We start from the raw sequence: 24,164 nt of genomic DNA, 5'->3' as shown, positions 1-24,164 counted from the left end.
CCCGGTCCCGCTCAGCGGAGCGCCGACGCCGGCCGCACTTCCCAGCTGGTCCACAGTGGACGGTAGCCCTGCCGGTGCCAGAACACCGAGGCCAGCGGGTTGGTCGGGTTGTAGTAGAGGTACGTGCGGGTGGCGCCGCCGCGGTGCAGCTCCCGGTGCACGTGGGCCATCAGCGCCCGGCCGAAGCCGCTGCCGCGCTCACCGGGCGCCGTCACGACGTTGTTCACGTAACCCCAGCGCCCGGCCGGGAGCAGCTCGCCCGCCTCGTTGTCCTCGGTCGCGTCGACCCACGCGCAGTGCGCCAGGGCGCGGACCTCGCCGTCCTCCTCCACGAGCCACACCGCCGGCTCGTCCTCGGCCAGCGCGTCCCGCAGCGCGGGGGCTAGCAGCTCGGCCGTGTTCGTCCGGCGAGCCGCCGCTACGAGGCCGGTGTAGTCGAACGTCGCGGTGGCCAGCTCCAGCGCGGCGGCGAAGTCGTCCGGCCCGGCGCGGCGGATGGCGACGGCCGGGTCCGGTTCGGTGGGGGGAGCCGTACGCACGCCGAGCGCGCCCAGCGGGACCAGGCCGTGGTCGAGGAAGGCGCGGATCGCCTCGGCGTCCCGGCTGGGCCAGACGACGACGCACGACGAATCATCGCCGGCCGTCTCTTCCTCCACGAGGTCCTGGAGCCGGCGCAGCAGCAGGCCCGCGCCCTCGGTGCCGGTGTCGCCGAAGTAGGGGAACAGCTGCCAGGTGTCGGCGGCCGACCACAGCATCGCGACGTCGCCGGGGTCCAGCCGGTGCCGCTGCAGCACGCCGGAGACCCGGGTGCCGTCGGCGGTCGCGGCGTCGAGCCGCCGTCCCACGGCCGGGGGCGCGGCGGGCGGCAGCAGCGCGTCGACCGCCGCGAAGCGCGCGCGGTGGGCGGCGAGCAGTGGCTCGGCGATGTCCATGGACCCCCCTGGTGCGTCGGTCAGGACCAGGCGGGTCGCCGGATCCACATCGTCCACAGTGGACGATAGCCCTGCCGGTGCCAGAACACCGGCGAGAGCGGGTTCGCCGGGTGGTAGAAGAGGAACGTACCGCGTACCCCGGTCCGGAGCAGCTCGTGATGGGCCACCGCCATCAGCGCCCGGCCCACGCCGCCCCCACGCGCCCCGGGCGCGACCGACAGCGTGTCGACGTATCCCCAGCGACCCGGGTGCAGCCGGCCGTGGATGCTGTCGCCCGGCGCGGGCGAGGCCAGTGCGCAGGCCGCCAGGCCCACCGGCACGCCGTCGTCCTCCGCGAGCCAGACCAGGCCGCTGAAGCGCAGCGCGCGGACGACCTCCGCGCGCAGCAGCTCCCGCGCGCCGGCCCGCGGCACCGCCGTGCCGACCAGCGACGTGTAGCGCCATTCCGCCAGGCGAAGGTCGGTGAGGGCTTCCACATCGCCCTCGCCGGCGAGGCGGACGGTCACCCGCGACGGCCCCTCGTCCGCGGGCGGCGCGGGGGTCCGCACGGCCAGGCACGTCATCGGCGCGAAGCCGTGGGCCAGCAAGACCGCCGACGCCTCGGCGTCGCGGCTCGGCCAGGCCAGGGTGCACCCCGAGTCCGGCTCGGGCCGCGTCCCGCGCATCCGGTCGCGCCAAGCCCCCAGCAGAGCGGTCAGGCCCGCCGCGCCGCTGTCGCCCGGCACCGCGGTCAGGTCCCAGATCTCCAGCGGGCCCCACAGCGCGGGCCACGACCCCGGCGCGTGCACGACGTGCGCCAGCAGGCCGCCCGCCCGGCGCCCGCCGGTGGTCACCACCAGCGGCTCGTTCGCCGCCGCCGGCGGGGCGGCGATCGGCGGCAGCAGCGGGTCGAGCGCGGCGAACCGGGCGTTCTGCTCCTCTTCCAGGGGGTTCACGAGCGGTGCGTGCGGAAGATCGCGGTGCCCGGGAAGAGCCGGCCGCGCAGCGGGCTCCACTGGCCCCAGACCCGCGTGTGCCCCGCCGGCCACTCGGGCTCGACCAGGTCGGTGAGGGTGAACCCGGCCGCGGCCAGCGCGCGCACGTAGTCGCCGAGGGTGTGGTGGTACTCGACGTAGGTCGCGGTGCCCTCGTCGTCGACCTCCACGTACGGCGTGCGGTCGAAGTACGGCTGGGTGACGGTGAGCCCCTGCGGGCCGGGGTCGTCCGGGAAGATCCACCGCATCGGGTGGGTCACCGAGAACACCCATGGCGCACCCGGCCGCAGCACCCGGTGCACCTCGGCGAAGACGGCGTCCACCGAAGCGACGAACGGGATCGCGCCGAAGGCCGAGCAGGCGGCGTCGAAGCTGCCGGACGCCAGCGGCAGGTACTCGGCGTTCGCCTGCACGAGGGGGACGTGGGCGCCGGTGCGCTCGTTGCCCTCGCGGGCGTGGCGCAGCATGCCGGCGGACAGGTCGGTCGCCACGGCGTGGGCGCCCTGCGCCGCCAGCCAGCGCGAACACGCGGCCTGCCCGCAGCCGACCTCCAGGACGCGCTTGCCGCGGACGTCGCCGAGCAGCCGCGCGTCGGCTTCCCGAACGCCTTCCGGGCACCAGACGAAGTCGGCGTCGCCGAGGAACCCGCCGTGTTCGGCCTGGTAGTCGTCGGCGTCGGCGTCCCACCACGCGAGGTTCGCGGCGGCGGCTTCGGGACCTTCGACCGCGCGGTAGGCGACGGCCGTGGTGCCCAGCCGGTCCTCGGCCGCGTCGTGGCGCCCCGGCGCGGGCGGCTCCTCCGGTGGCATGATGGTGGTCTCCGGTCCTGCGTCCTGGTGCGTGCGGTTTGCTTCCGCGAGGACCTTAGCGACCGAGGGGGACCCTGATTGTGCCGCCTAGCGGCCGCCGCGTAGGATAAGTGTTAGCGCAGTGGGTTCGCGCTGCCTTCCGCTCAGCTTTCTTGGTCGGGCTCCGGGTCGCGCACCGTTATGCGGGTCATGCCGCGGTCGTTCACTGGTGGACGTTTGCTCGCAGGGTCGTCGCATGCTCCCAGCAACCCATCGCGCCGACAACTGCCAACCCTCGATCCCATCCACCGGAGCAACCCGCCTAATGACCATCGACACCGCCACCGCCCCGACCGCCCCGAACGCGGCCCCGCAGGTCGCCATCAACGACATCGGGTCGGAGGAAGATTTCCTCGCGGCTATCGACAAGACGATCAAGTACTTCAACGATGGTGACATCGTCGAAGGCACCATCGTCAAGGTCGACCGCGACGAGGTCCTGCTCGACATCGGCTACAAAACCGAGGGCGTCATCCCCTCGCGTGAGCTGTCCATCAAGCACGATGTCGACCCGGCTGAGGTTGTCACCGTCGGCGATGAGGTCGAAGCCCTCGTTCTCCAGAAGGAGGACAAGGAAGGCCGTCTGATCCTGTCCAAGAAGCGCGCGCAGTACGAGCGCGCCTGGGGCACGATCGAGGAGCTCAAGGAGAAGGACGAGCCCGTCAAGGGCACCGTCATCGAGGTCGTCAAGGGCGGCCTCATCCTGGACATCGGCCTGCGCGGCTTCCTCCCCGCGTCCCTGGTCGAGATGCGCCGCGTCCGCGACCTGCAGCCGTACGTCGGCCGCGAGCTCGAGGCGAAGATCATCGAGCTGGACAAGAACCGCAACAACGTGGTCCTGTCCCGCCGCGCCTACCTGGAGCAGACCCAGTCCGAGGTGCGCAGCGAGTTCCTCAACGCGCTCGCCAAGGGCCAGGTCCGCAAGGGCGTCGTGTCGTCCATCGTCAACTTCGGTGCCTTCGTGGACCTGGGTGGCGTCGACGGCCTGGTGCACGTTTCCGAGCTGTCCTGGAAGCACATCGACCACCCGTCCGAGGTCGTCGAGGTCGGCCAGGAGGTCACGGTCGAGGTCCTGGACGTCGACATGGACCGCGAGCGCGTCTCGCTGTCGCTGAAGGCGACCCAGGAAGACCCGTGGCGCCAGTTCGCCCGCACCCACGCGATCGGCCAGATCGTGCCGGGCAAGGTCACCAAGCTGGTTCCGTTCGGTGCGTTCGTGCGCGTCGAAGAGGGCATCGAGGGTCTGGTCCACATCTCCGAGCTGGCCGAGCGCCACGTGGAGATCCCGGAGCAGGTCGTCCAGGTCAACGGCGACGTCATGGTCAAGGTCATCGACATCGACCTCGAGCGCCGTCGCATCTCGCTGTCGCTGAAGCAGGCGAACGAGGGTGTCACGCCCGACACCGAGTTCGACCCGGCCCAGTACGGCATGGCCGCCGAGTACGACACCGAGGGGAACTACATCTACCCCGAGGGCTTCGACCCGGACACCCAGGAGTGGCAGGAAGGCTTCGACAAGCAGCGTGAGGAGTGGGAGCGCCAGTACGCCGAGGCGCACACTCGTTACGAGGCCCACATGAAGCAGGTCGTGAAGGCCGTCGAGGCCGACGCGGAAGCCGCTGCCGACGCCGCGACCGGCGTCGAGGGTGGCAGCAGCGGTGGCGAGCAGAGCTACACCTCGGGCTCGACCTCGACCGACACGAAGAGCAGCGGCGGCACCCTCGCCTCCGACGAGCAGCTCGCGGCGCTCCGCGAGAAGCTCTCCGGCGGTGCGTGAGCACTAGCGCTCTGAGCTGACAGCGAACCCCCGGTCCCGAGTGGACCGGGGGTTCGCTGCGTTCCCGGCTCATGCGGGTGCGGTCCGCGAGCGCCGGGGCAGGTGCCGGCCCGAGCGCCCCAATGTGGCGTTGGGTGCGTGGGACGCACCCAACGCCACATTGGGTGCGCTGGACGCACCGAATGCCACATTGGGTGCGTCGCCGGCCGGCGGAGACCTCTGCCCGGCTCAGTTGTTGCGCAGACCCAGGCCGGTCATCATCGCGGTGACTCCCCGGCGGTACATCCGCTCGTTGGCCTCTTCGGTCGGCGGGATGAACCAGTCCGGCAGCGGCGTCCGCGAAGCCAGCATCAGCTCGGCCCCGACCAGGCCGTGCATCGCCGTCCACAGCTGGTACGCCGTCTCGCGGGCGTCCGCTTCCGGTGGGCACACCCGCTGGACCCGGGCGATGAACAGGGTGAACGTCGTCCGCACGACCGCCGACCGCAGCGCCGGGTCGGGATCGAACCCCGGCACCGGGCGCTCGAACATCAGCGCGTAGCGGACCGGGCTCTCCCGGGCGAACAGCCGGTACTCGAGCGCGAGGTGCAGCAGGTCCGCGACCCCGTCCGGGCTCGCCGGCGGCAGGCCTTCCAGCAGCTCCCGCAGCGAGTCGAACGTCCGCTCGTACAGGGCGTCGAGCAGGCCCGCGCGCCCGCCGAAGCGGGCGTACACCGAAATCGTCGACGCGCCGGCCGCCTCGGCCACGCCGCGCACGGTCAGCGCCGAGACGCCGCGGTCGAACAGCACCGTCAGCGCCGTGTCCAGGAAGCGCTCGCGGTTGCCCTGCTCGACGGGACGCATCGACAGGTGCCTGGTGGCCACGGCGCACCCCCTTCGCGCACAACGACGTCCGGGTGACCCACCCGCAGCAAAAGATACGATATCCGGCGCGTCTTGGGAATGTGCCGGATGTCCGGATGTGCGGGGTTCTCGTCCGCCGGACGCATGTCCGAGCACCGCGCGGGCGGGCATCGTCGGCGTCATGACCATCGACATCCCCGACAGCGCCCTCGCCCGCGAGGCCACCGAGTACGTCCGCGACACCGTGGGCCCGCTCCTCTACGACCACTCCGCTCGCGTCTACCAGTTCGGCGCGCTCCAGGGCCGGCGCCGCGGCCTCGACTTCGACGCCGAGCTGCTCTACGTGGCGGCGCTGTTCCACGACCTCGGGCTCGTCGCCGGCCACCGCACCGACCGGCGCTTCGAGCTCGACGGCGCCGACGAGGCCCGACGCTTCCTGCTCGGCCACGGCATCGACGCCGAACGCGCCCGGATCGCCTGGACGGCCATCGCGCTGCACACCACCCCCGGCATCCCCGAGCACATGGAACCCGAGGTCGCGCTGGTGACGGCCGGAGTCGAGTACGACGTCCTGGGCATCGGCTACCACGACCTCCCCGCCGAGGCCCGGGCCGCGGTCGTGGCCGCGCACCCCCGCCCGGACTTCAAGCGGCGCATCCTCGCGGCGTTCACCGAGGGCATCCGTGATCGGCCCGACACGACTTTCGGGAACGTCAAAGCCGACGTCCTGGCCCGGTTCGTGCCAGGCTTCGAGCGCACGGACTTCGTCACCACGATCTTGGCATCACCCTGGGAGGACTGACGCGGATGGAGCACCCCGAGCTCGGCACGGTCGTCGTCACCGCGAGCGGCGACGGCACCTACACGCAGCAGGTCACGACGGCGACCCACGAGCTGCTCGTCGACGAACCGGTCGCCGTCGGGGGCGCCGACGCCGGCCCGAACCCGTACGAGCTGCTTCTCGCGTCGCTGGGCTCGTGCACGGCGATCACGCTGCGGATGTACGCGGACCGCAAGGGCATCCCGCTGACCCGCGCGACGATCCGGCTCCGGCACGACCGCATCCACGCGGAGGACTGCGCCAAGTGCGAGACCGAGCGCGGGATGCTGAGCCGGATCACGCGCGAGATCGAGCTGGAGGGCGACCTCGACGACGACCAGCGCGCGAAGCTCATGGTGATCGCCGACAAGTGCCCGGTGCACCGGACGCTGTCCTCGGAGATCGCCATCGACACGCTCGAGGTCGGCCGCTGAGGCGATCGGCCCCCGGGTGGTGTCTTGAATGAGTCATTCAAGACGTCCGACGACCTGAATGACTCATTCAAGACATCGGTGCGCCGGCGTGACCCGAAGCCGTGCGGCACCGGGGTCGGTCGTCAGGCGGCGGCCGCGTGGACGGTCGCCGGCCGCACCGTCACGGTGCCCACGGCCGGGACCCAGATGCGCTCGAGTGCGGCCGCGCGGGCCTTGCGGCGGAGGCCGGCGAAGCTGTGCTTGGCCGGGACGAGCAGGGCGCTGAGCCAGGTCCGGCGGTAGTCCGCCAGCGCGTCGCCCACAGTGCGGTGGAGAAGGCAGTGCACCAGTCCCGGCGTGCCGAGCCGGTGCTTCCCGGCGTGCTTCCTGTCCGCCATCGTTCCTCCGTGTGGGCGACCCTGTCGCGCGGACGGTACGCAGCCCGGCCGGTAAAGGTGAGTAAGCAACGCGGCGTGTTGGGATATCGGTTGAGTCACGCGTCACGATCGCCTTGCGGGTCACCCGTTCGTATGCACTCGTTACGCCGTCACACGAGTGGGTGCACCACCGGCGGGTCTCGAAGGCCTGACTAGGGTGATCGGCATGCTGCGTGTGGGGTTGACGGGTGGAATCGGGGCAGGCAAGTCGACCGTGGCGAACCGGCTCGCCGAACACGGTGCGGTCTTGATCGACTCCGACCGGATCGCCCGCGAGGTGGTCGAGCCCGGGACCGAGGGGCTCGCCCGGCTCGTCGAGGAGTTCGGTCCGGAGATCCTGGCCGGCGACGGTTCGCTCGACCGGCCCGCGCTCGCCGCGAAGGCGTTCGCCGACGACGAGTCGCGGCGCCGGCTGAACGCGATCGTGCACCCGCTGGTCGGCGCCCGCACCGGCGAGCTGATGGCCGCCGCCGCGCCGGACGCCGTCATCGTCCACGACATCCCGCTGCTGGTCGAAAACGGTCTCGCGACGGCGTACCACCTGGTCGTGGTCGTCGACGCGCCGGTCGAGGTGCGGGTCCGGCGGCTGGTGACGGCGCGGGGCATGGCCGAGGAGGACGCGCGGGCGCGGATCCGGGCGCAGGCGAGCGACGAGCAGCGCCGCGCCGTCGCGGACGTCTGGTTGGACAACGGCGGCGCCGAAGACGCCGTGCTCGCCGACGTCGACGCGCTGTGGGCCGACCGGCTCGTGCCGTTCGAGGCGAACATCCGGCTGCGCCGGCCGCGGACGCCGGTGTCCCCGAAGATCGCCGAGTACGACCTCACCTGGCCGGCGCAGGCCGAGCGGGTGCTTTCCCGGATCCGCGCCGCGACGGGAGGACTCGCCCGGCGCGCCGACCACATCGGCTCCACCGCTGTCCCCGGCCTGCCCGCGAAGGACGTCCTCGACTTCCAGCTCACCGTGTCCACATTGGACGACGCCGACACGCTGCGGGAGCTGCTGTGCGACGCCGGGTTCCCGCGGCTGGAGGGCGACTGGTGCGACGACGCCGTGGACGGCGGCGGGACGTGGCCCAAGCGCCTGCACGTCGGTGCTGACCCGAAGCGCGCGGTGAACCTGCACGTCCGGTCCGAGGAGACGCCCGCATGGCGGCTCGCGCTGCTCTTCCGCGACTACCTGCGCGCGAACCCGGACGAGCGCGACGACTACCGCGACGTCAAGCTGCGGCTGGCCGACGCGCACGCCGAGGACGGCAACGTCGCTGCCTACGCGGAAGAGAAGCAGGAGTTCGTCAACGGCGTGTTCACCCGAGGGGAGAAGTGGGCCGCGGCCACCGGCTGGAAGCCCTAGGAGCCCAGCAGTCCGCGTTCGAACGCGACCGCGACCGCCGCCGCACGGTCGTTCACGCCGAGCTTCGCGTAGACGTGGATCAGGTGCGTCTTGACCGTCGCTTCGCTGATGAAGAGTTTCTTCGCCGCTTCCTTGTTCGTCGACCCGCGGGCGACCAGCGTGAGCACCTCGCGCTCGCGCTGGGACAGGGGTTCCCGCGCCGGTTCGCGCATCCGGCCCATCAGCCGGCTGGCGACCGCGGGGGAGAGCACGGCCTCCCCGCGGGCGGCGGCTTCGACGGCGCGGAAGAGGTCCTCGCGCGGCGCGTCCTTGAGCAGGTAGCCCGTCGCACCGGCCTCGATGGCGGGCAGGACGTCGGAGTCGGTGTCGTACGTCGTGAGCACCAGGACCCGCGCCGGGTTGCCCAAGCGGGCCAGCTCGGTGATCGCCGCGACGCCGTCGGTGCCCGGCATCCGCAGGTCCATCAGCACGACGTCGGGGCGCAGCCGCTCGGCCAGCGTGACGGCTTCGGTGCCGTTCGCCGCCTCGCCGACGACCTCGAAGCCGCGGCCGGCGAAGATGCCGCGCAGCCCGTCGCGGACGACGGGGTGGTCGTCGGCGATGAGCACGGTGATCGTCATGCGGAGGCCTCCGGCGGGGAAGGGACGGCGGGCAGGACGGCCGAGATCGCGGTGCCGCCGCCGGGTTCGGACTCGACGTGGAGCGTACCGGCGAGCCGCTCGACGCGCCGCCGCATGCCGGGCAGCCCGAAGCCGGGCCCGGGTCCGGGGGTGAACCCGGCGCCGTCGTCGCGGACGTCCAGGGTCACTTCGTCGTCCATGTAGGACAGCGTGAGGCCGACGCGCCCCGCCGCGGCGTGCTTGTCCACATTGGACAGCGCTTCCTGGGTGACCCGCAGGATGGTCGACTCGATCTCGGGGTGCAACGGCCGCGGGTCGCCGGTGGCGGTGAACGCGGCGGGCACGCCGGTCCGCCCGCTCCACCGCGCGGCGACGCCGGTGAGCGCGTCGGGCAGCGTCGCGGCGTCCAGGGGCTCGGGGTGCAGGGCGTGCACCGAACGCCGGGCGGCGGTGAGGTTCTCCCGCGCGAGCGCGGTCGCGGAGTCCAGGTGCCGCTGCCGTTCGGCGGGCTCGTCCTGGGCCAGCGCGGCGGCCTCGAGCTGCGTGATGATGCCGGTGAAGCCCTGGGCCAGGGTGTCGTGGATCTCCTGGGCCAGCCGCTGCCGCTCGTCGAGGATCCCGGCTTCGCGGGCTTGGCTGAGCAATTGTCGTTGCAGGCCTTCGTTTTCCGCATGCGCCGCCGCGAGGTCGTCGAGCATGCGCCGGCGTTCCTCGTTCTGCCGGGCGACGGCCGCCGACAGCATGCCGCCGCCGCCGATGGCCGCGGTCTGCACGACGACGATCGTGATCCAGATGCCGGGCCGCTCCCGCAGGGCGTGGACGGGCCCGCCGTTGCCGAGGGTGTTGATCAGCAGCGACGTCACCGCGAGGGCGGTGAAGGCGAGCCACGTCGGCCGCAGCCGCATGGCGGCGAAGAACGCGAAGATCATGAAGATCAGGTACGTGACGTCCCGGCTTTCGAGGGCGCTGCCCAGCCCGATCACGCCGAGGAAGCTCAGCAGGGCGAACGCGGGGTGTTCGCGCACCCGCGGGGCCGGGAGGTTGATCGTGGCGAGCAGCCAGACCGCGGTCACGCCGACCAGCGCGCCGGTGGTCGCCCACCAGCGGCCGTCGTGTCCGCCGAAACCGAAGGTGACCAGGGTCGCGGTGGCGAGCAGCGCACCGGCCAGGTACTGCTCGACCCGGGTCAGCCACGGCTGCCAGCCGGCGGCGGCCTTCGCCGACGCCGGCGGCCACATCGCACGGTTCCAGTCGACCTTGAGGCTCACGCTCTCATGTCCTTGAGCCGGGGCCAGATCGCCGCCCAGCTCGCGGTCCGGCCGCTGAGCTGCCAGACCGGCATGTGCTCGCTGGCGTTGGCGACGCCGAGCCGGTTGCCGACCTGCCCGACGATGTGCGCGTTCCCGAAGTACTTCGCGAGCTTCGACGGGTCGTAGCCGACGAAGAGGACCGTGTCGACGTTGTCGGCCGGGCGGCCGAAGTACCAGAATCCGCGGCTCGGGCTGTAGGCCTCGGGGAGGCCGTGCTCGGGCCCGTAGCGGCCGAGCGCGCCCGCCTGCCAGTAGCCGCCGGTGACGACGGCGGTGTCCGGCGGCGCCGTCCGGTACAGCGCGGCGACGTCGCCGGCGAGGTCCGGCCAGCCGATCTCTTCGGCCGCGTAGGCGGGCCGCGGCGCGCCCGGGTGGTCGGCCAGCCAGTGCGCCGGCCACAGCGGCAGCGTGAAGGGCAGGCTGAACAGGGCCGACAGCACGAAGACCGGCCAGGTCGGGACCCACCGCCACCACCGTGCGGGCTCACGTCCTTCCAGGTGGACGGCGGCCGCGGCCCACAGCACGCCGAACATCCCGGCGGCGTAGTAGTACCGCCCGTTGGCGATCAGGAAGACCGCGACGACCCCCAGCGCCGTCCAGCCGAGGAACCGGTACGGCCGCAGCTGCTTGCTCCCGAGCAGCACGGCGACGCCGTAGAGGACGCCGAGCGCGCCGATCACCCAGCCGGCCCCGGCCAGGAGGTTCGGGATGAAGCTTTCCCGGCCGCCCGCCGCGTCGACCTCGGCGCCGACCGCGTCGCCCATGCCGAGCTGCGGCCAGCCGTTCGCGCGCTGCCACAGCAGCGTGGGCACCAGCGAGGCGGCGGCGATCAGCGCGCCCAGCCAGAGCTTCGGCCGGCGAAACAGCTCCCGCGGCCCGAACACCAGCACCGCGAGCCCGGCCACCACCCAGAACGCGCCGATGAGCAGCTTGTCGTTGAGCGCCACGGCCGTCACGACGCCGAGCCACACCAGCAGCGAGTCGGCCCGGGTGCGGACCCAGCGGACCAGCAGCCACAGCACGAGCGTCCACAGCAGCGGGTCGATCGTCGACGTCGCCAGGTAGTGGCCGCTGCCGACGAACTGCCCGCAGATCGCGTACGCCGCCGCGGCGCGCGCCTGTGCCTTGCGCTGCCCGCCGAGCTCTCGGGCGATCAGCGCGACGACCACTACTCCGGCGGCCGTCGCGGCGATCGCCGGCAGCCGGAAGACGACCAGCGAGCCGGGCGCGAGGGTGTTCATCGCCCAGGCCAGGAACGGGACGAGCGGCGGCTGGTCGGCGTAGCCCCAAGCGAGGTGCTTCCCGGCGGCGAGGAAGTACAGCTCGTCGCCGAAGTAGCCGTAACGGCCGGCCGTCAGCAGCAGGGCGGCGGCCGTGCCCAGCGCCAGCAGCGCGACCGGCAGCCGGGCGAAGGGGGCGAGCGCGGCTTTCGCCTGGTCGGGGGCCGTGGCTACGGCGTCCATCGTGCTCCTTGTCCTGGGTCGGCGCCGGTCCTTCCCGCACCCTACGGGGGCCCACCCGGCGCCACCGTGCCGATGGTGACGCCGGGCACGCCGCTCACGTGTGGGTGTTCACCAGCTTCGGCCACAGCGCGGACCACGGCTCGGTCCGGCCGGTCGCCAGCCACAGCGGCACGCCGTCGAAGTAGCCCGGCTTCGCGGCACCGGTGTCCACCGTGCCGATCGGCCGCAGGTCCGCGAAGTGCCCGCGCAGCGGCCGCGGGTCGGCGCCGACGAACAGGACGTCCGTCGTACCTTCGGGCGGCACGACGAGCGTCGCGTACCCGCGGTTCCCGCTGGCCGGCTCGGGCAGGCCGAGGTCGCGGCCGAAGCGGTCGAGCGCACCGGCCTCCCAGTACGTCTCGGTCACCACCGCCGTGTGGTCCCGGCCGGGCAGTCGCGCGAACGCGTCGGTGACCGACCGGGCACCCTCCGGCCAGCCGATCTCGGCGAAGGCGAACACCGGCGCCGGCAGCGCCGGGTGCTCGGTCAGCCACGCCCGCGGCCAGATCGGCAGCGCGACGGGCAGCACCAGCACCACCGCGAGCACGTAACCGGGCCAGGTCGCGATCCACCGCCACCAGCGTGCCGGTTCCCGGCGTTCGAGCGCGACCGCGGCCACCGCCCAGCAGAGCGGGTACATCCCGGCGACGTAGTAGAACCGGCCGTTGACCCCCAGGAACACGACGGTCAGCAGCAGCGTCGTCCAGCCGAGGAAGCGCAGCTCACGGCTGCGCAGCAACCGCCACAGGCCGTAGACCAGCAGGACGGCACCCACCGGGAGGCCGGCGGTGAGCAGGGCCGTCGGCAGGAACGTCAGCCGGCCACCCCAGGTCCCGCCGACCTCCTGCGAGATCGCCGCGCCCATGCCCAGCTGCGGCCAGCCGTGCGTGGCCTGCCAGACGAGCGTCGGCACCAGCGCGACCACGGCGATCGCTGCGCCGACCCACAACGCGGGCCGGCGCAGAAGCTCGCGGGGACCGCAGACGAGGAGCGCGACGCCCGCGGCGAGCCAGAAGCCGCCGATGAGGAACTTCGCGTAGAGCGCGACCGCCGTCACCACGCCGGCCCAGACGAGCAGGCCGTCGGCACGGGTGCGCAGCCACCGGACGAGCAGCCACAGCAGCAGCGTCCACAGGAACGGGTCCACTGTGGACGTCGCGAGGTAGTGCCCGCCCGCCAGGAAGTTCGTCGAGACGGCGAAGGTCGCCGCGGCAAGCGTTTGCGCCTTGGTGGCGCCACCGAGCTCCCGGGCGATCAGCGCGGTGAGCACGACGCCGCCGAGCATCACCAGCATTGCGGGGATCCGCAGGACGAACGGCGAGTGCCCGACCTCGTCCATGATCCTGGCCAGCAGGGGAAGCAGCGGCGGCTGGTCGACGTACCCCCAGGCCAGGTGCCGTCCGGCGGCCAGGAAGTACAGCTCGTCGCCGAAGTAGCCGTAGCGGTTCGCCGTCAGCAGCAACGGGATCGCCATCAGCGTCGCGACGATCGCCACTCCGCCGACGGCGACCGGCGCGACCGGCCGGACCCGGGCCGGGGCGAGCGCGGTCGTCACTCCCATCGGAACACCCGCACCGCGATCGTGGTGCAGCCGACGGCGAACGCCGCCATCGCGCCGAGCTGCAGCAGCTCCGGGGCGTCGCCGGCCCAGGTGGCGCGCAGCGCGTTGAGCGTGGCTCCCAGCGGCAGGACGTCGGCGACGTGCTGCAGGAAGACCGGCAGCTGCTCCTTCGGCACCCAGACCCCGCCCAGCGCCAGCATCGGGAAGAACAGCGCGCTGCCGATGCCGCTCGCCGCGCGACCGGTCGGGGCGAGGGCGGCCACCAGCAGGCCGACGGAGAACAGCGCCAGCGCGCCGAGCACGATCGACAGCAGGAAGCCGCCCGGGTCGCCCGGCAGGGGGATGCCGAGCACGAGCCCGCCGACGCCCGCGATGAGCAGGACCACGACGACGGCCGCGGCCAGGTTCACCAGCAGCTGCGCGGTGAGCAGCCGGCTCGGCGGCACCGGACTCGCGGAAAGCCGCTTGAGCAGGCCCTTTTCGCGGTAGGTGGCCATCGCGTTCGGGAACAGCGTCAGGGCCAGCATCGCCAGCAGGATCGTGACGGCCATCGGCGCGATCACCGTGGCCAGGGCGCTGTGCCCGCCGTACTTCGGGTCCGGCTCGTTCGCGCCGGGCATGAGCCCGAACACCAGCAGCAACGCGAGCGGGATGCCGACGACAACGGCCGGGGCGCCCGGGTCCCGCAGGAACACCTTGGCCTCGGCGGCGGTCAGCTTGGTCAGGACGGACATGGTTTCCCCTTCACTCCGGCCGGTGGCCGGTGAGTGCGACGAAGGCGTCGTCGAGGCCGGCCTGCTCGACGCGCAGGTCCCCGGCGATCACGCCGAGGCGGGCGAGCAGCGACGTCACCGCGTGCAGCACGTTCCCGCTGCCGGTGACCACGAGGCGGTCGCCGTGTCGCTCGGCCGTCCGGACCTCGGGCAGCGCCTCGATCACGGCCGGGTCCAGCGGGGCCGACGGCCGGAAGCGCACGACCTGCTCGTCGCTCACCCGCGCGACCAGCCCGCCCGGCGTGTCCACGGCGACGACGCGACCGGCGTCGATCACCGCGATCCGGTCGCAGAGGCGTTCGGCTTCGGCCATGAAGTGCGTGACCAGCAGGATCGTCACGCCCTGGGCGCGCACGGCCTCGATGAGGTCCCACGTGTCGCGGCGGGCCTGCGGGTCGAGGCCGGTGGTCAGCTCGTCGAGCACCGCCAGCTCCGGGCTCCCGACCAGCGCGAGCGCGATGGACAGCCGCTGCTGCTGCCCGCCGGAGAGCTTCTTGTACGCCGTGCCGCGCTGCTCGGTGAGCCCGAGCGTGTCGAGCAGTTCGTCCGGGTCCGCCGGGGTGCGGTAGAAGGCGGCGTAGAGGTCGAGCAGCTCGCCGACCCGCAGCTTGTCCTGCAGCCGGCCCTCCTGGAGCTGGACGCCGACGCGCTGGCGCAGCTCGGCCCGGTCGCGGCGCGGGTCGAGGCCCAGCACCGAAAGCCGGCCGCCGTCGGGCGTCCGGAGGCCCTCCAGGCACTCGACGGTCGTGGTCTTGCCCGCGCCGTTCGGGCCCAGGATCCCGAAGATCTCCCCGCGCTCGACGGTGAAAGACACGTCGTCGACCGCGACCTTGTCCCCGTACCGTTTGTGGAGGTGCTCGACCTCGATGACCGGCATGGCGCCGTCCCCCTCTCGATCCGTTTCCGACAGATCGAGAATCCCGTGGCGGCCCGGCCCGGCGCGTCAACGGAACGGTCGGCATCGCATCCATCGTTCGGAGGATGCGGCGACCCTCAGGGGTGGCGTCGCCAGGTCAGCGTGATGTCCTTGGTGGACAGCCAGGCGGCGAGGTCGTACCCGTGCGCGGCCAGCCCTTCCACCGCCGCGTAGGTGGTCTCGAGCGCGTACTGCGCGTCTTCGGCGGTGACGAGACCGGCGGCGTGGGCCTCGAGGAGCTCGTCGGTGTCGATCACCCGCAGCGAGAGCTTGTCCTTGAGCACCAGGTCGACGTAGAGGTCGGTGGCGACCCAGCGCGGGCCGTCGCGGCGGACGCGGACGACGTCGAGGTAGAAGTCCTGGTCGCGTTCGTGGCCGGGGGAGAACCAGAAGTCGGTGAACCGCAGGCCGAGCCCGGGCACCAGCCAGGACTCGAGGTAGTGGAACTGGGCGCGGCCGGGCGCCGGGCGGGCGAGGTACAGGCCGAACGGCTCCTCGCGGTACTCCTCGACCTCTCGGAGGATCCCCTTCGGGTCGATGTTCGCGCGCGCGGCGGGGTCGAAGATCTCGACCTTCGGCGGGTGCAGTTCGGCCATGGCGCTCATCCTGCCGGGCCGGTCACGAATCGCGTACAAGCGACGCGCGCGCCACACGTTCGGGCTAAGGTGCGCCGACGATCAGGGGAGTCGAGGGGACTGGGGATGTTCGGGATCATCAGGCCGTGCCGGCACCGGCTGTCCGAAAGCCTGCACGCGGACTGGCTCGCGCACCTGTGCGGGCTGTGCCTCACGCTGCGTGACGAACACGGGCAGCTGGCCCGGGTCGTCACCAACTACGACGGGCTGATCATCTCCGCGCTGGTCGAGGCGCAGACGCAGCGGGCGGGCCTGCGCCGGGACGCCGGACCGTGCCCGCTGCGGGGCATGCGGACGGCGTCGGTGGCGCGCGGCGAGGGCGCCCAGCTCGCCGCCGCGGTGTCCCTGGTGCTGGCCGCGGCGAAGGTGGGCGACCACGTCGAGGACCGCGACGGCGCCTTCGGCCGGCGTCCGGTGGCCGTGGCCGCGCGGCGCGTCGCGGCCCGGTGGGCTTCGCAGGGCAGCAGCACCGGCGGCCGGGTGGGGTTCGACACCTCGGTGGTGGTGGAGGCCGTCGCCCGGCAGGGTTCGCTGGAGCGGTCCCTTCGCCCGGGTGACTCGGCGCTCCTCGCGACCGAGCCCGCCGAGCTGGCCACCTCCGCGGCTTTCGCGCGAACGGCCGAACTGGCCGGGCGGCCCGGGAACGTGGCCCCGCTGGCGGAGGCCGGCCGGATGTTCGGGCGGGTGGCGCACCTCCTGGACGCGGTCGAGGACCACGCGGCGGATGCGGCCGTAGGTGCGTGGAATCCGTTGCGGGCCACGGGAACATCGTTGGACGAGGCGCGCCGGTTGTGCGACGACGCGGTGCTCGGGGTGGAGCTGGCGTTGCGGGAAGCCGAGTTCGCGCAGCCGGGGCTGGTGCACGCGTTGCTGGTCCACGAACTGCGGCAGGCGGTGCGGCGCGCCTTCGGCCACGGTTCGGCTCACGTCCATGGTTCGGCCCATGTCCACGGCTCGGCCTCCGGCGCCGGTTCGGTGGCCGGGAGCGGCTTGGGTTTCGGGCATGGCTCGGCTTCCTGTGCCGGTTCGGCGACTGGAAGCGGCTTGGGTTTCGCGCCGGGCTCGGATTTTGGTGCGGATTCGGTGGCCGGAAGCGGCTTGGGCTTCGGGCATGGCTCGGGTTCAGGTGCCGGTTCGGCGACTGGAAGCGGCTTGGGTTTCGCGCAGGGCTCGGGTTCCGGCGCCGGTTCGGACTCGGGGGCCGGCTCCGCGTTCGCACCCGGCGAACAGCGGCCGGGTGGCCTCGCCGGGCAGCAGCCGCCGCCCGGGTGGATCGGGCCGGGGCCCACGCCGCCGCAGCACCCCCAGCAGCCGCCGCCGGGGTGGATCGGCCGGGGACCGGCTCCTCAGCAGTACCCGCACCAGCCTCCGGGTGGTCCGGGATCCGGTGCGCCGCAGGGCTTTCCGCCGCCGGGGCCGGTTCCGCCACCGGGCGCTCCCGGCGGCCGTGGTCCGGGTGGCCCCGGGGGACCTGGTGGCCCGGGCGGGCCCAGCGGCCCGGGTGGACCTGGTGGGCCGGGCGGGCCCGGTGATTCCGGTGGTCCGGAGCCGCTCGACGGCAAGGGTGGCGGCCTCTGGTACCCGAAGTTCGCCGTCCCGCCGAAGAAGCGCAACCTCTTCCTCGGCTGCGCGCTCACCCCTTACATGTGCTGCACCTGCCAATTCTGCTGCCGCGATCCCTATCCTGGGCCGTGGAGCGGGAAACCGCACACGACCGCGGGCTGCGACTGCGGCGGCTGCGACTGCGGCTGTGACGGTTGTTGCGACTGCTGCTCCTGTTGCGACTGCAACTGCTGAGAGGGGATCGCGATGACCGAGCCGATGGCGGACTTGCACGACCGAGGCCGCGAGACCTTCGCCGGGCTCGTCGAGGGCGGTGCGCAGCGGCTCGACGCGTTGTTCGCCACCGTCCCGGCGCTGGGCGAGCTGGCGGTCGGCACGGTCTACGGCCACCTGCACGAACGCCCGGCGCTCGACGCCCGGACGCGCGAGGCGGCCACGCTGGCGGCGATCGTCGCGGCCGGGATGGTCGGGCCGCCGCTGAGCGTCCACCTCCGGACGGGCCTCGCCTCGGGACTGTCGCCGGCCGAGGTCTGCGAAGTCGTCGTCCAGACGGCCGCGTTCGCGGGTTTCCCGCGCGCGGTTTCGGCGGCCGACCAGCTGAACCGCCTCTTTGAAGGCCACGGCCTCCCGATCCCACCGCCGCCCTCTCCCCGCGAGGTGGTGCTGGCGTACCTCGCGGAGCCGGAAGCCGTGGAAGCCGAGGTCGCCGAGGTGCTCGCGGAGTTCCCGCGCACCGAGGTGCAGGCCACCGGGCCCGACCGGGTGCTGGTCACGTGCTTCGGCGACGAACCCGCGCCCGGGGCCGTGCTGCACTGCTCGGTGACCGGCGCCGAAGTAGCGTCCGTCATGGTGTTCCGACCCCGCTGACCAGGGCCGACGGAAATTGTCGGTGGTGCGTCGTACTCTGGTCGACGTGGCTTTCGCAACCGAACACCCCGTGCTCGCCCAGTCCGACTTCCGGCCCGTCTCGGAGATCCCCCGGACCGGCGGCCGCTTCGAGGTGGTCAGTGACTACCAGCCCGCCGGTGACCAGCCGGCGGCCATCGACGACCTCGAACGCCGGGTCCGGGCGGGCGAGAAGGACGTCGTGCTGCTGGGCGCCACCGGTACCGGCAAGTCGGCGACGACGGCGTGGCTGATCGAGCGCGTCCAGCGGCCGACACTGGTGATGGCGCCGAACAAGACCCTGGCCGCTCAGCTGGCCAACGAGCTGCGCGAGCTCTTCCCGCACAACGCGGTCGAGTACTTCGTCAGCTACTACGACTACTACCAGCCCGAGGCGTACATCGCGCAGACGGACACGTACATCGAGAAGGACTCGTCGATCAACGACGACGTCGAGCGGCTGCGGCACTCGGCGACGATGAACCTGCTGTCGCGGCGGGACGTCATCGTGGTCGCCAGCGTGTCGTGCATCTACGGCCTGGGCACGCCGCAGTCCTACCTCGACCGGTCGTCGAAGCTGAAGGTCGGCATGCAGCTCGACCGGGACGTGTTCCTGCGGGCGCTGGTCGACGTGCAGTACACGCGCAACGACATCGCCTTCGCGCGCGGCACGTTCCGGGCGCGCGGGGACACGGTCGAGATCATCCCGGCGTACGAGGAGCTGGCGATCCGCGTCGAGTTCTTCGGCGACGAGGTCGAGAAGCTGTACTACCTGCACCCGCTGACCGGGGACATCGTCAAGGAGGTCGACGAGGTCCGGATCTTCCCGGCGACGCACTACGTCGCGGGCCCGGAGCGGATGGAAAAGGCGATCAAGGGCATCGAGCAGGAGCTCGAAGACCGGCTGGCCGAGCTGGAGAAGCAGGGCAAGCTGCTGGAGGCGCAGCGGTTGCGGATGCGCACGGCCTACGACATCGAGATGATGCGGCAGGTCGGGTTCTGCTCCGGCATCGAGAACTACTCGCGGCACATCGACGGCCGCGGCGCGGGCACCGCGCCGGCGACGCTGATCGACTACTTCCCGGACGACTTCCTGCTGGTGATCGACGAGTCGCACCAGACGGTCCCGCAGATCGGCGGCATGTACGAGGGTGACATGTCCCGGAAGCGGAACCTGGTGGAGTACGGCTTCCGGCTGCCGAGCGCGGTCGACAACCGGCCGCTGACCTGGGAGGAGTTCTCCGACCGGATCGGGCAGACGGTGTACCTGTCGGCGACGCCGGGGCCGTACGAGATGGGCCAGGCGGGCGGCGAGTTCGTCGAGCAGGTCATCCGGCCGACCGGCCTGGTCGACCCGAAGGTGGTCGTGAAGCCGACTGAGGGCCAGATCGACGACCTGGTGCACGAGATCCGCGAGCGCGCGGACAAGGACGAGCGCGTCCTGGTCACCACGCTGACCAAGAAGATGTCCGAGGACCTCACGGACTACCTGCTGGAGCTGGGCATCCGGGTGCGCTACCTGCACTCGGAGGTCGACACGCTGCGCCGGGTTGAGCTGCTGCGTCAGCTGCGGGCGGGCGACTTCGACGTGCTGGTCGGCATCAACCTGCTGCGCGAGGGGCTCGACCTGCCGGAGGTGTCGCTCGTGGCGATCCTCGACGCGGACAAGGAGGGCTTCCTCCGGAGCGGGACGTCCCTGATCCAGACGATCGGCCGCGCGGCGCGAAACGTGTCGGGCGAGGTCCACATGTACGCGGACAAGATCACCGACTCGATGAAGCACGCGATCGAGGAGACGGACCGCCGTCGCGAGAAGCAGGTCGCCTACAACGTGGAGCGCGGGGTCGACCCGCAGCCGCTGCGGAAGAAGATCGCCGACATCCTCGACCGGGTCTACAGCGAGGCCGAGGACACCGAGCAGGTCTCGGTGGGCGGCTCGGGCCGCAACTCCTCCCGCGGCAAGAAGCCGGAACAGGGCGACCGGGTGCGCAGCTCGGGAATGCTGGTGGACAAGGACGTGTCGGCGATGCCGCGCGCCCAGCTGGCGGACCTGATCCAGCAGATGACGGACCAGATGATGCAAGCGGCGCGGGACCTGCAGTTCGAGCTGGCCGCCCGGCTGCGCGACGAGATCCAGGACCTGAAGAAGGAGCTCCGGGGGATGGACGCCGCCGGCATCAAGTGACACCGATCACCCGACCGAGTATTACACCCTTCGCGGTATGGTTACACCATGGCGATGAACATCAAGGACCCGGAGGCCGAGCGCCTGGCCGCCGAGGTCGCCGAGCTGACGGGCAACACCAAGACCGGTGCCGTCCGGGAGGCGCTGCGTCTGCGGCGTGACCAGCTGCTCGCGGACACGGAAACGCCCGAAGAGCGCCTTGCGCGGTTGCATCGCTTCCTGGAGGAGGAGGTCTGGTCCCAGTTGCCACCTGATCAGCTGGGCGTGCCGATCACCAAGGAAGAGCAGGAAGACATCCTCGGCTTCGGACCGGAGGGCGTGTGATCATCGATTCGTCGGCCATCATCGCGATGATCAACCGCGAGCCGGAAAGCATGGTCCTCGAGCGGGCACTGATCACGGCCGCCGAGCCCAAGATCGGTGCACCGACCAGGGCGGAGGCGGGAATCGTGCTGCAGGCCAAGTTCGGAATGCGTGGCCGGAGCCTGTTCGAACGGTTCCTGCAGGAGTGGGGGGTGGTCACACTCCCGTTCGACCACCGCCATGCCGAAGTTGCCATCGAGGCGTTCCAGAGGTTCGGAAAGGGCAGGCACTCGGCGAAGCTCAACTTGGGCGATTGCCATTGCTACGCGACGGCCAAGATAGCCAGGGAACCGTTGCTCTGCATCGGCAAGGACTTCCCGCAGACCGACCTCGACCTCGTCAAGCTCGAGTCGTGAACGTCGAAGCCGTCGTCGCGTACTGCCTCGGCAAGCGCGGGGCCGAGGAGACCTACCCCTTCGGCGACCACGTGCTCGTCGCGAAGGTCGGCGGCAAGGGCTTCGCCTTCATCGGGCAGGACGAGCCCGGCAGCGTCGCCGTCAAGTGCGGGGCCACCAAGGACGAAGCCGCCGAGGTCCGGGAACGGTACCCGGATTCCGTCACCGTCATGGACTACCTCGGCCGCTACGGCTGGAACCGCGTCGAACTCGGCGCCGGTGTCCCCGGCGCCGAACTCGAAGAACTCATCGATGCCTCCTACGACGACGTCGTCCGGCGGCTGCCGAAGGCGAAGCGGCCCTAGCCCGGCGCCGGTGCCTCCGGGTCCGGCTGCAACATGCCGAAGATGTTGCCCTCGGTGTCCTTGACGTACGCCAGCCACCCGACCCCCGGCACCGGGTTCTTCGGCAGGGCCAGCGATCCGCCCGCCTCGGTCACCGCGGCGAGCGCGTGGTCGAGGTCGGCGACGTCGATCGTGTTCACGAAACCGTGCACCGGCGCCGACTCCTCGGGAGCCGGGCCGACTCGGGGGACCAGCCCGCCGTCGATGCCGTCGCCTTCGCCGGTCGTGATCACCCAGTACGGGACGTCGCCCCAGCGTTCGAACTTCCAGCCGAACACCGCCGTGTAGAAGGCGACCGCGCGTTCGGGGTCGCCCGCGTGGATCTCGAAGTGGACGGGACGAGGCATGCCGCCTCCTCAGGCCGGGCCGGCAGGGTGCCGTGAGAGTACGCCCGGCCCGAGGAAAGTCCCAGCCGGGAAATTCACAGCGGTGGCCGCGCCGAAAGGGTGAGGTCGGCGTCGAAGTCCGGGAACCCGGCCGGGGCGCTGCGAGCCGTCAAGGCCGCCGAAGCCGGCGGCAGACCCGCCCAGCGCCGGACCGTGGCGGTCGCCGCGGCGGCGTCGGCCGCGGGCAGCTGCGCGATCTTCGAGCCGTGGTTGCCGCCCGGCACGTAGTAGCGGTACGAGTCGCGGCTGCCGAAGCCCAGCTCGAACGGCTCGGCGCCCCACGGGTCGTTCGAGCCGTACACGTACAGCAGCCGGGTGCCGCGCGACTTCACCCAGAAGTCGATGTCCGGCATCGCCAGGTAGTCGAACCGCGGGATCTTGACCGACGAAGGCACGAACGTCTTCGGCTGGTCGGCGCCGGGGTAGCGGAGCAGGTCGCGCAGGTAGCCGTCGTACGCCTCGGGCGAACCCAGCTGCGCGGCCGCCTGGTAGTAGTACGGGATGAACGGCTCGAGGTCCTGGTCCGAGTACGTGTTGAGGCTCTCCACCTTTTCGTACCAGGCGTAGACGTCGACCGCGGGCGCACCCGGCGCGGGCACCGTCGCGCAGTCCGCCTGCTTCTGGTACTGCCAGAAGGCGAAGTACGAGTCGATCACCGAGATCTCGAGGGACTTGTCCGCCGAGCCGACGATCGAGAACGTCAGCCCGCGTTTCGCTGCGTCCGCCGCGGCGATCACGCCCAGCTCGTCACGTCGCTTCAGCGCGTCCCGCTGGATCGCCTTCAGCGCGTCGCGGCAGCCCGGGTCGTTGCCGACGCGGGAGAGGAACTTGTTGTAGACGTCGATCGGGTCGATGACGTCGTTGGGCGCGACGTAGGGGACCGTGCCGTCGACGTCGTCGGGGAAGAAGCGCCGGAAGTACGTCGCGGTCATGCCGCCCTTGCTGCCGCCGGTGGCCAGCCACTTGCCCGGGTAGATCGCCTTGAACGCCTGCACCGCGCGGTGCTCGTCCGCGGCGGCCTGCCAGATCGTCAGCTGCTTCGCCCAGTTCTCCGGCTGGGGCCGCGACGGCGTGAAGTACCGGTACTCCATCGACAGCTGGTTGCCGTCGACGATCTGCGTCGGCTCCGACCGGTTCGGCGCGGTGCTGACGTTGTAGCCGCTGGTGAAGGCGACCGTCGGCGCCGCGAAGTCGCGGTGCAGCAGGGTGAACCGCTGCTGGAACGTGCCCGCGCCGGGGTGGCGGTGGTCGGCGGGCTGGGTGAAGGTCAGCTCGAAGAACCGGAACCCGGCCGGCGCCGCGTCCTCCTTGACGATCGTCAGGCCGGGGATCTTCCGCAGGGCGGTCTCGATGTCGGTCGCCGCGCCCGCGGGGGGCGCGAGCCCCACCACGGCCAGCACGGCGGCCGCGGCGGCAGTGAACAGTCTGCGCATGGACGCACCCTTCCCGGCTTCGGATCCCACCGTGGGACCCTCACAGAACCGGCCGCGGTCGGCAATCGGCTGTCCGGGGCCAGATTCGGTCAGGTTCCGACTTTCGTCGGGTGGCGCGCGCGTCCTCCGCCGTGCGCAACCGCGGGCACCGTGCGAGTTGTCCGGGTGATCAGCGCCACGTTACGGTCCGGAACCGTAGGCACCGGCATCGAGCGAGGGGTCCGCCATGAAGGTTTCCGACTGCCCTACGACACAGGTCGAAGTGCACATCGCTGCGCGGCCGGCCGAGGTCTGGTCCTGGCTGCTGGACATCGACCTGCCGGCCCGGTTCTCGAACGAGTTCCAGGGCGGCGGCTGGGTCGAGGGCGCCGAGCCCGGCCTGGGCGCGCGGTTCCGCGGCCGCAACTCCCACCCGGTCGCCGGGGAGTGGGAGACGGTCTCGACCGTGACCGGCTACGAGCCCGAGCGGCTGTTCGCGTGGGCCGTGATGGACGTGACGAACCCGGCCGCGTCGTGGCGCTTCGAGCTCGTCCCCGACGGCGACGGCACGATCCTGCGCCAGTGGGCCCAGATCGGTCCCGGCCCATCCAACCTGACGACGATCATCGGCTCGATGCCCGAGCACGAGGAGGAGATCGTCGCGATGCGGCTGGGCGAGCTGCAGAGCAACATGCAGAAGACGGTCGAAGGCATCAAGGCCCTCGCCGAGACCGGCGTGCACGCCGCCTAGTGTCGCGCGTCCGAGGTTCGTTGACAGCGCGACGGCGAGTGCGAACGTCTTGAATGAGTCATTCAGGACCTCCGACCTGGATCCACCGGTGAATGTGGTGGGTGAGGCGGTGTCGTAGACGCGCAGATGCCCTCTGACCTGGGATGATTGTTCTTGTCTAGGGAACAA

Annotated in this window: 25 protein-coding genes; 11 read left to right on the top strand and 14 right to left on the bottom strand. The window is 71.8% G+C overall.

All coding sequences use genetic code 11. The features are described from left to right. Window positions 1-11 precede the first annotated feature (11 nt). From AB0M59_RS24075 to AB0M59_RS24065, 3 genes are read right to left on the bottom strand one after another with little or no spacing between them, the layout of a single operon-like run. Window positions 12-932: a GNAT family N-acetyltransferase gene (locus AB0M59_RS24075; protein WP_364618543.1), complete on the bottom strand. Its 921-nt coding sequence runs from the start codon at window positions 930-932 to the stop codon at window positions 12-14. Between the two features lie 20 nt (window positions 933-952). After that, a complete protein-coding gene (locus tag AB0M59_RS24070; protein ID WP_364618541.1) occupies window positions 953-1,867 on the bottom strand; it encodes a GNAT family N-acetyltransferase in 915 nt (304 codons plus the stop codon). After that, window positions 1,864-2,715, bottom strand: coding sequence for a class I SAM-dependent methyltransferase (locus tag AB0M59_RS24065; RefSeq protein WP_364618539.1), 852 nt, complete (start codon window positions 2,713-2,715; stop codon window positions 1,864-1,866). The genes AB0M59_RS24070 and AB0M59_RS24065 overlap by 4 nt, the downstream gene beginning before the upstream one ends. A gap of 304 nt (window positions 2,716-3,019) precedes the next feature. On the opposite strand from AB0M59_RS24065, the gene rpsA reads away from it, so the two are divergent. Continuing rightward, the gene (gene rpsA, locus AB0M59_RS24060) at window positions 3,020-4,531 is read left to right on the top strand and encodes a 30S ribosomal protein S1 (RefSeq protein WP_364618537.1); all 1,512 of its coding nucleotides are present in this window, start codon (window positions 3,020-3,022) and stop codon (window positions 4,529-4,531) included. 228 nt (window positions 4,532-4,759) lie between these two features. Here the strand turns inward: rpsA and AB0M59_RS24055 are convergent, their stop codons facing one another. Continuing rightward, window positions 4,760-5,374: a TetR/AcrR family transcriptional regulator gene (locus AB0M59_RS24055; protein WP_364618917.1), complete on the bottom strand. Its 615-nt coding sequence runs from the start codon at window positions 5,372-5,374 to the stop codon at window positions 4,760-4,762. Between the two features lie 181 nt (window positions 5,375-5,555). Here AB0M59_RS24055 and AB0M59_RS24050 point away from each other — a divergent pair, with 181 nt between their 5' ends. Both AB0M59_RS24050 and AB0M59_RS24045 read left to right on the top strand, forming a co-directional pair. Next, window positions 5,556-6,176, top strand: a complete 621-nt coding sequence (locus AB0M59_RS24050; RefSeq protein WP_364618535.1) for an HD domain-containing protein — start codon at window positions 5,556-5,558, stop codon at window positions 6,174-6,176. 5 nt (window positions 6,177-6,181) lie between these two features. After that, entirely contained in the window at window positions 6,182-6,628 is a 447-nt protein-coding gene (locus tag AB0M59_RS24045) for an OsmC family protein (RefSeq protein WP_364618533.1), read from the top strand. A 122-nt stretch (window positions 6,629-6,750) separates the two neighbouring features. Here AB0M59_RS24045 and AB0M59_RS24040 read toward each other — a convergent pair whose 3' ends face one another. Further along, the gene (locus AB0M59_RS24040) at window positions 6,751-7,005 is read right to left on the bottom strand and encodes a hypothetical protein (protein WP_364618530.1); all 255 of its coding nucleotides are present in this window, start codon (window positions 7,003-7,005) and stop codon (window positions 6,751-6,753) included. A gap of 205 nt (window positions 7,006-7,210) precedes the next feature. Between AB0M59_RS24040 and coaE the strand changes: the two genes are divergently transcribed. Continuing rightward, window positions 7,211-8,395: a dephospho-CoA kinase gene (gene coaE / locus AB0M59_RS24035; RefSeq protein WP_364618527.1), complete on the top strand. Its 1,185-nt coding sequence runs from the start codon at window positions 7,211-7,213 to the stop codon at window positions 8,393-8,395. Here the strand turns inward: coaE and AB0M59_RS24030 are convergent. From AB0M59_RS24030 to AB0M59_RS24000, 7 genes are all read right to left on the bottom strand, one after another. Then, window positions 8,392-9,015, bottom strand: coding sequence for a response regulator transcription factor (locus AB0M59_RS24030; protein ID WP_364618524.1), 624 nt, complete (start codon window positions 9,013-9,015; stop codon window positions 8,392-8,394). The two genes, coaE and AB0M59_RS24030, sit on opposite strands and share 4 nt — an antisense overlap. Then, complete coding sequence (locus AB0M59_RS24025; RefSeq protein WP_364618522.1) at window positions 9,012-10,283, bottom strand: sensor histidine kinase; 1,272 nt, start codon at window positions 10,281-10,283, stop codon at window positions 9,012-9,014. The genes AB0M59_RS24030 and AB0M59_RS24025 overlap by 4 nt, the downstream gene beginning before the upstream one ends. After that, a complete protein-coding gene (locus tag AB0M59_RS24020) occupies window positions 10,280-11,788 on the bottom strand; it encodes a glycosyltransferase family 39 protein (protein WP_364618519.1) in 1,509 nt (502 codons plus the stop codon). The genes AB0M59_RS24025 and AB0M59_RS24020 overlap by 4 nt, the downstream gene beginning before the upstream one ends. Window positions 11,789-11,882: 94 nt before the next feature. Then, window positions 11,883-13,388, bottom strand: coding sequence for a glycosyltransferase family 39 protein (locus AB0M59_RS24015; RefSeq protein WP_364618517.1), 1,506 nt, complete (start codon window positions 13,386-13,388; stop codon window positions 11,883-11,885). Beyond that, a complete protein-coding gene (locus AB0M59_RS24010) occupies window positions 13,379-14,122 on the bottom strand; it encodes an ABC transporter permease (RefSeq protein ID WP_364618514.1) in 744 nt (247 codons plus the stop codon). Before AB0M59_RS24010 ends, AB0M59_RS24015 begins: the two co-directional genes overlap by 10 nt. A 10-nt stretch (window positions 14,123-14,132) precedes the next feature. Continuing rightward, the gene (locus tag AB0M59_RS24005) at window positions 14,133-15,038 is read right to left on the bottom strand and encodes an ABC transporter ATP-binding protein (RefSeq protein WP_364618512.1); all 906 of its coding nucleotides are present in this window, start codon (window positions 15,036-15,038) and stop codon (window positions 14,133-14,135) included. A 116-nt stretch (window positions 15,039-15,154) separates the two neighbouring features. Then, the gene (locus AB0M59_RS24000; protein WP_364618509.1) at window positions 15,155-15,673 is read right to left on the bottom strand and encodes a DUF402 domain-containing protein; all 519 of its coding nucleotides are present in this window, start codon (window positions 15,671-15,673) and stop codon (window positions 15,155-15,157) included. Window positions 15,674-15,778: 105 nt separating this feature from the next. On the opposite strand from AB0M59_RS24000, the gene AB0M59_RS23995 reads away from it, so the two are divergent. The 6 genes from AB0M59_RS23995 to AB0M59_RS23970 are packed head-to-tail and all read left to right on the top strand — an operon-like array spanning window position 15,779 to window position 21,408. Beyond that, window positions 15,779-17,509, top strand: coding sequence for a DUF5685 family protein (locus AB0M59_RS23995; protein WP_364618506.1), 1,731 nt, complete (start codon window positions 15,779-15,781; stop codon window positions 17,507-17,509). A gap of 12 nt (window positions 17,510-17,521) precedes the next feature. Then, a complete protein-coding gene (locus AB0M59_RS23990) occupies window positions 17,522-18,142 on the top strand; it encodes a carboxymuconolactone decarboxylase family protein (RefSeq protein WP_364618503.1) in 621 nt (206 codons plus the stop codon). A 46-nt stretch (window positions 18,143-18,188) separates the two neighbouring features. After that, on the top strand, window positions 18,189-20,345 hold the full coding sequence (uvrB, locus tag AB0M59_RS23985; protein ID WP_364618500.1) for an excinuclease ABC subunit UvrB: 2,157 nt from the start codon (window positions 18,189-18,191) through the stop codon (window positions 20,343-20,345). 48 nt (window positions 20,346-20,393) lie between these two features. Further along, window positions 20,394-20,669 carry a type II toxin-antitoxin system VapB family antitoxin gene (locus tag AB0M59_RS23980; protein ID WP_364618497.1) on the top strand — a complete coding sequence of 92 codons (276 nt, stop codon included), beginning with the start codon at window positions 20,394-20,396 and terminating at the stop codon, window positions 20,667-20,669. Further along, window positions 20,666-21,064, top strand: coding sequence for a type II toxin-antitoxin system VapC family toxin (locus tag AB0M59_RS23975; RefSeq protein ID WP_364618495.1), 399 nt, complete (start codon window positions 20,666-20,668; stop codon window positions 21,062-21,064). The genes AB0M59_RS23980 and AB0M59_RS23975 overlap by 4 nt, the downstream gene beginning before the upstream one ends. Beyond that, entirely contained in the window at window positions 21,061-21,408 is a 348-nt protein-coding gene (locus AB0M59_RS23970) for an MmcQ/YjbR family DNA-binding protein (protein ID WP_364618493.1), read from the top strand. Before AB0M59_RS23975 ends, AB0M59_RS23970 begins: the two co-directional genes overlap by 4 nt. Here the strand turns inward: AB0M59_RS23970 and AB0M59_RS23965 are convergent. Next, on the bottom strand, window positions 21,405-21,794 hold the full coding sequence (locus AB0M59_RS23965; protein ID WP_364618490.1) for a VOC family protein: 390 nt from the start codon (window positions 21,792-21,794) through the stop codon (window positions 21,405-21,407). The two genes, AB0M59_RS23970 and AB0M59_RS23965, sit on opposite strands and share 4 nt — an antisense overlap. A gap of 74 nt (window positions 21,795-21,868) precedes the next feature. Further along, window positions 21,869-23,266 (bottom strand): S28 family serine protease, encoded by a 1,398-nt coding sequence (locus tag AB0M59_RS23960; RefSeq protein ID WP_364618487.1) that lies wholly within the window; start codon window positions 23,264-23,266, stop codon window positions 21,869-21,871. 226 nt (window positions 23,267-23,492) lie between these two features. Between AB0M59_RS23960 and AB0M59_RS23955 the strand changes: the two genes are divergently transcribed. After that, entirely contained in the window at window positions 23,493-23,996 is a 504-nt protein-coding gene (locus AB0M59_RS23955; protein ID WP_364618485.1) for an SRPBCC family protein, read from the top strand. Window positions 23,997-24,164 lie beyond the last annotated feature (168 nt).

The sequence above is a fragment of the Amycolatopsis sp. NPDC051371 genome (assembly GCF_040682155.1).
GTDB lineage: Bacteria > Actinomycetota > Actinomycetes > Mycobacteriales > Pseudonocardiaceae > Amycolatopsis.
This window is presented reverse-complemented; position numbering and strand designations above follow the sequence as displayed.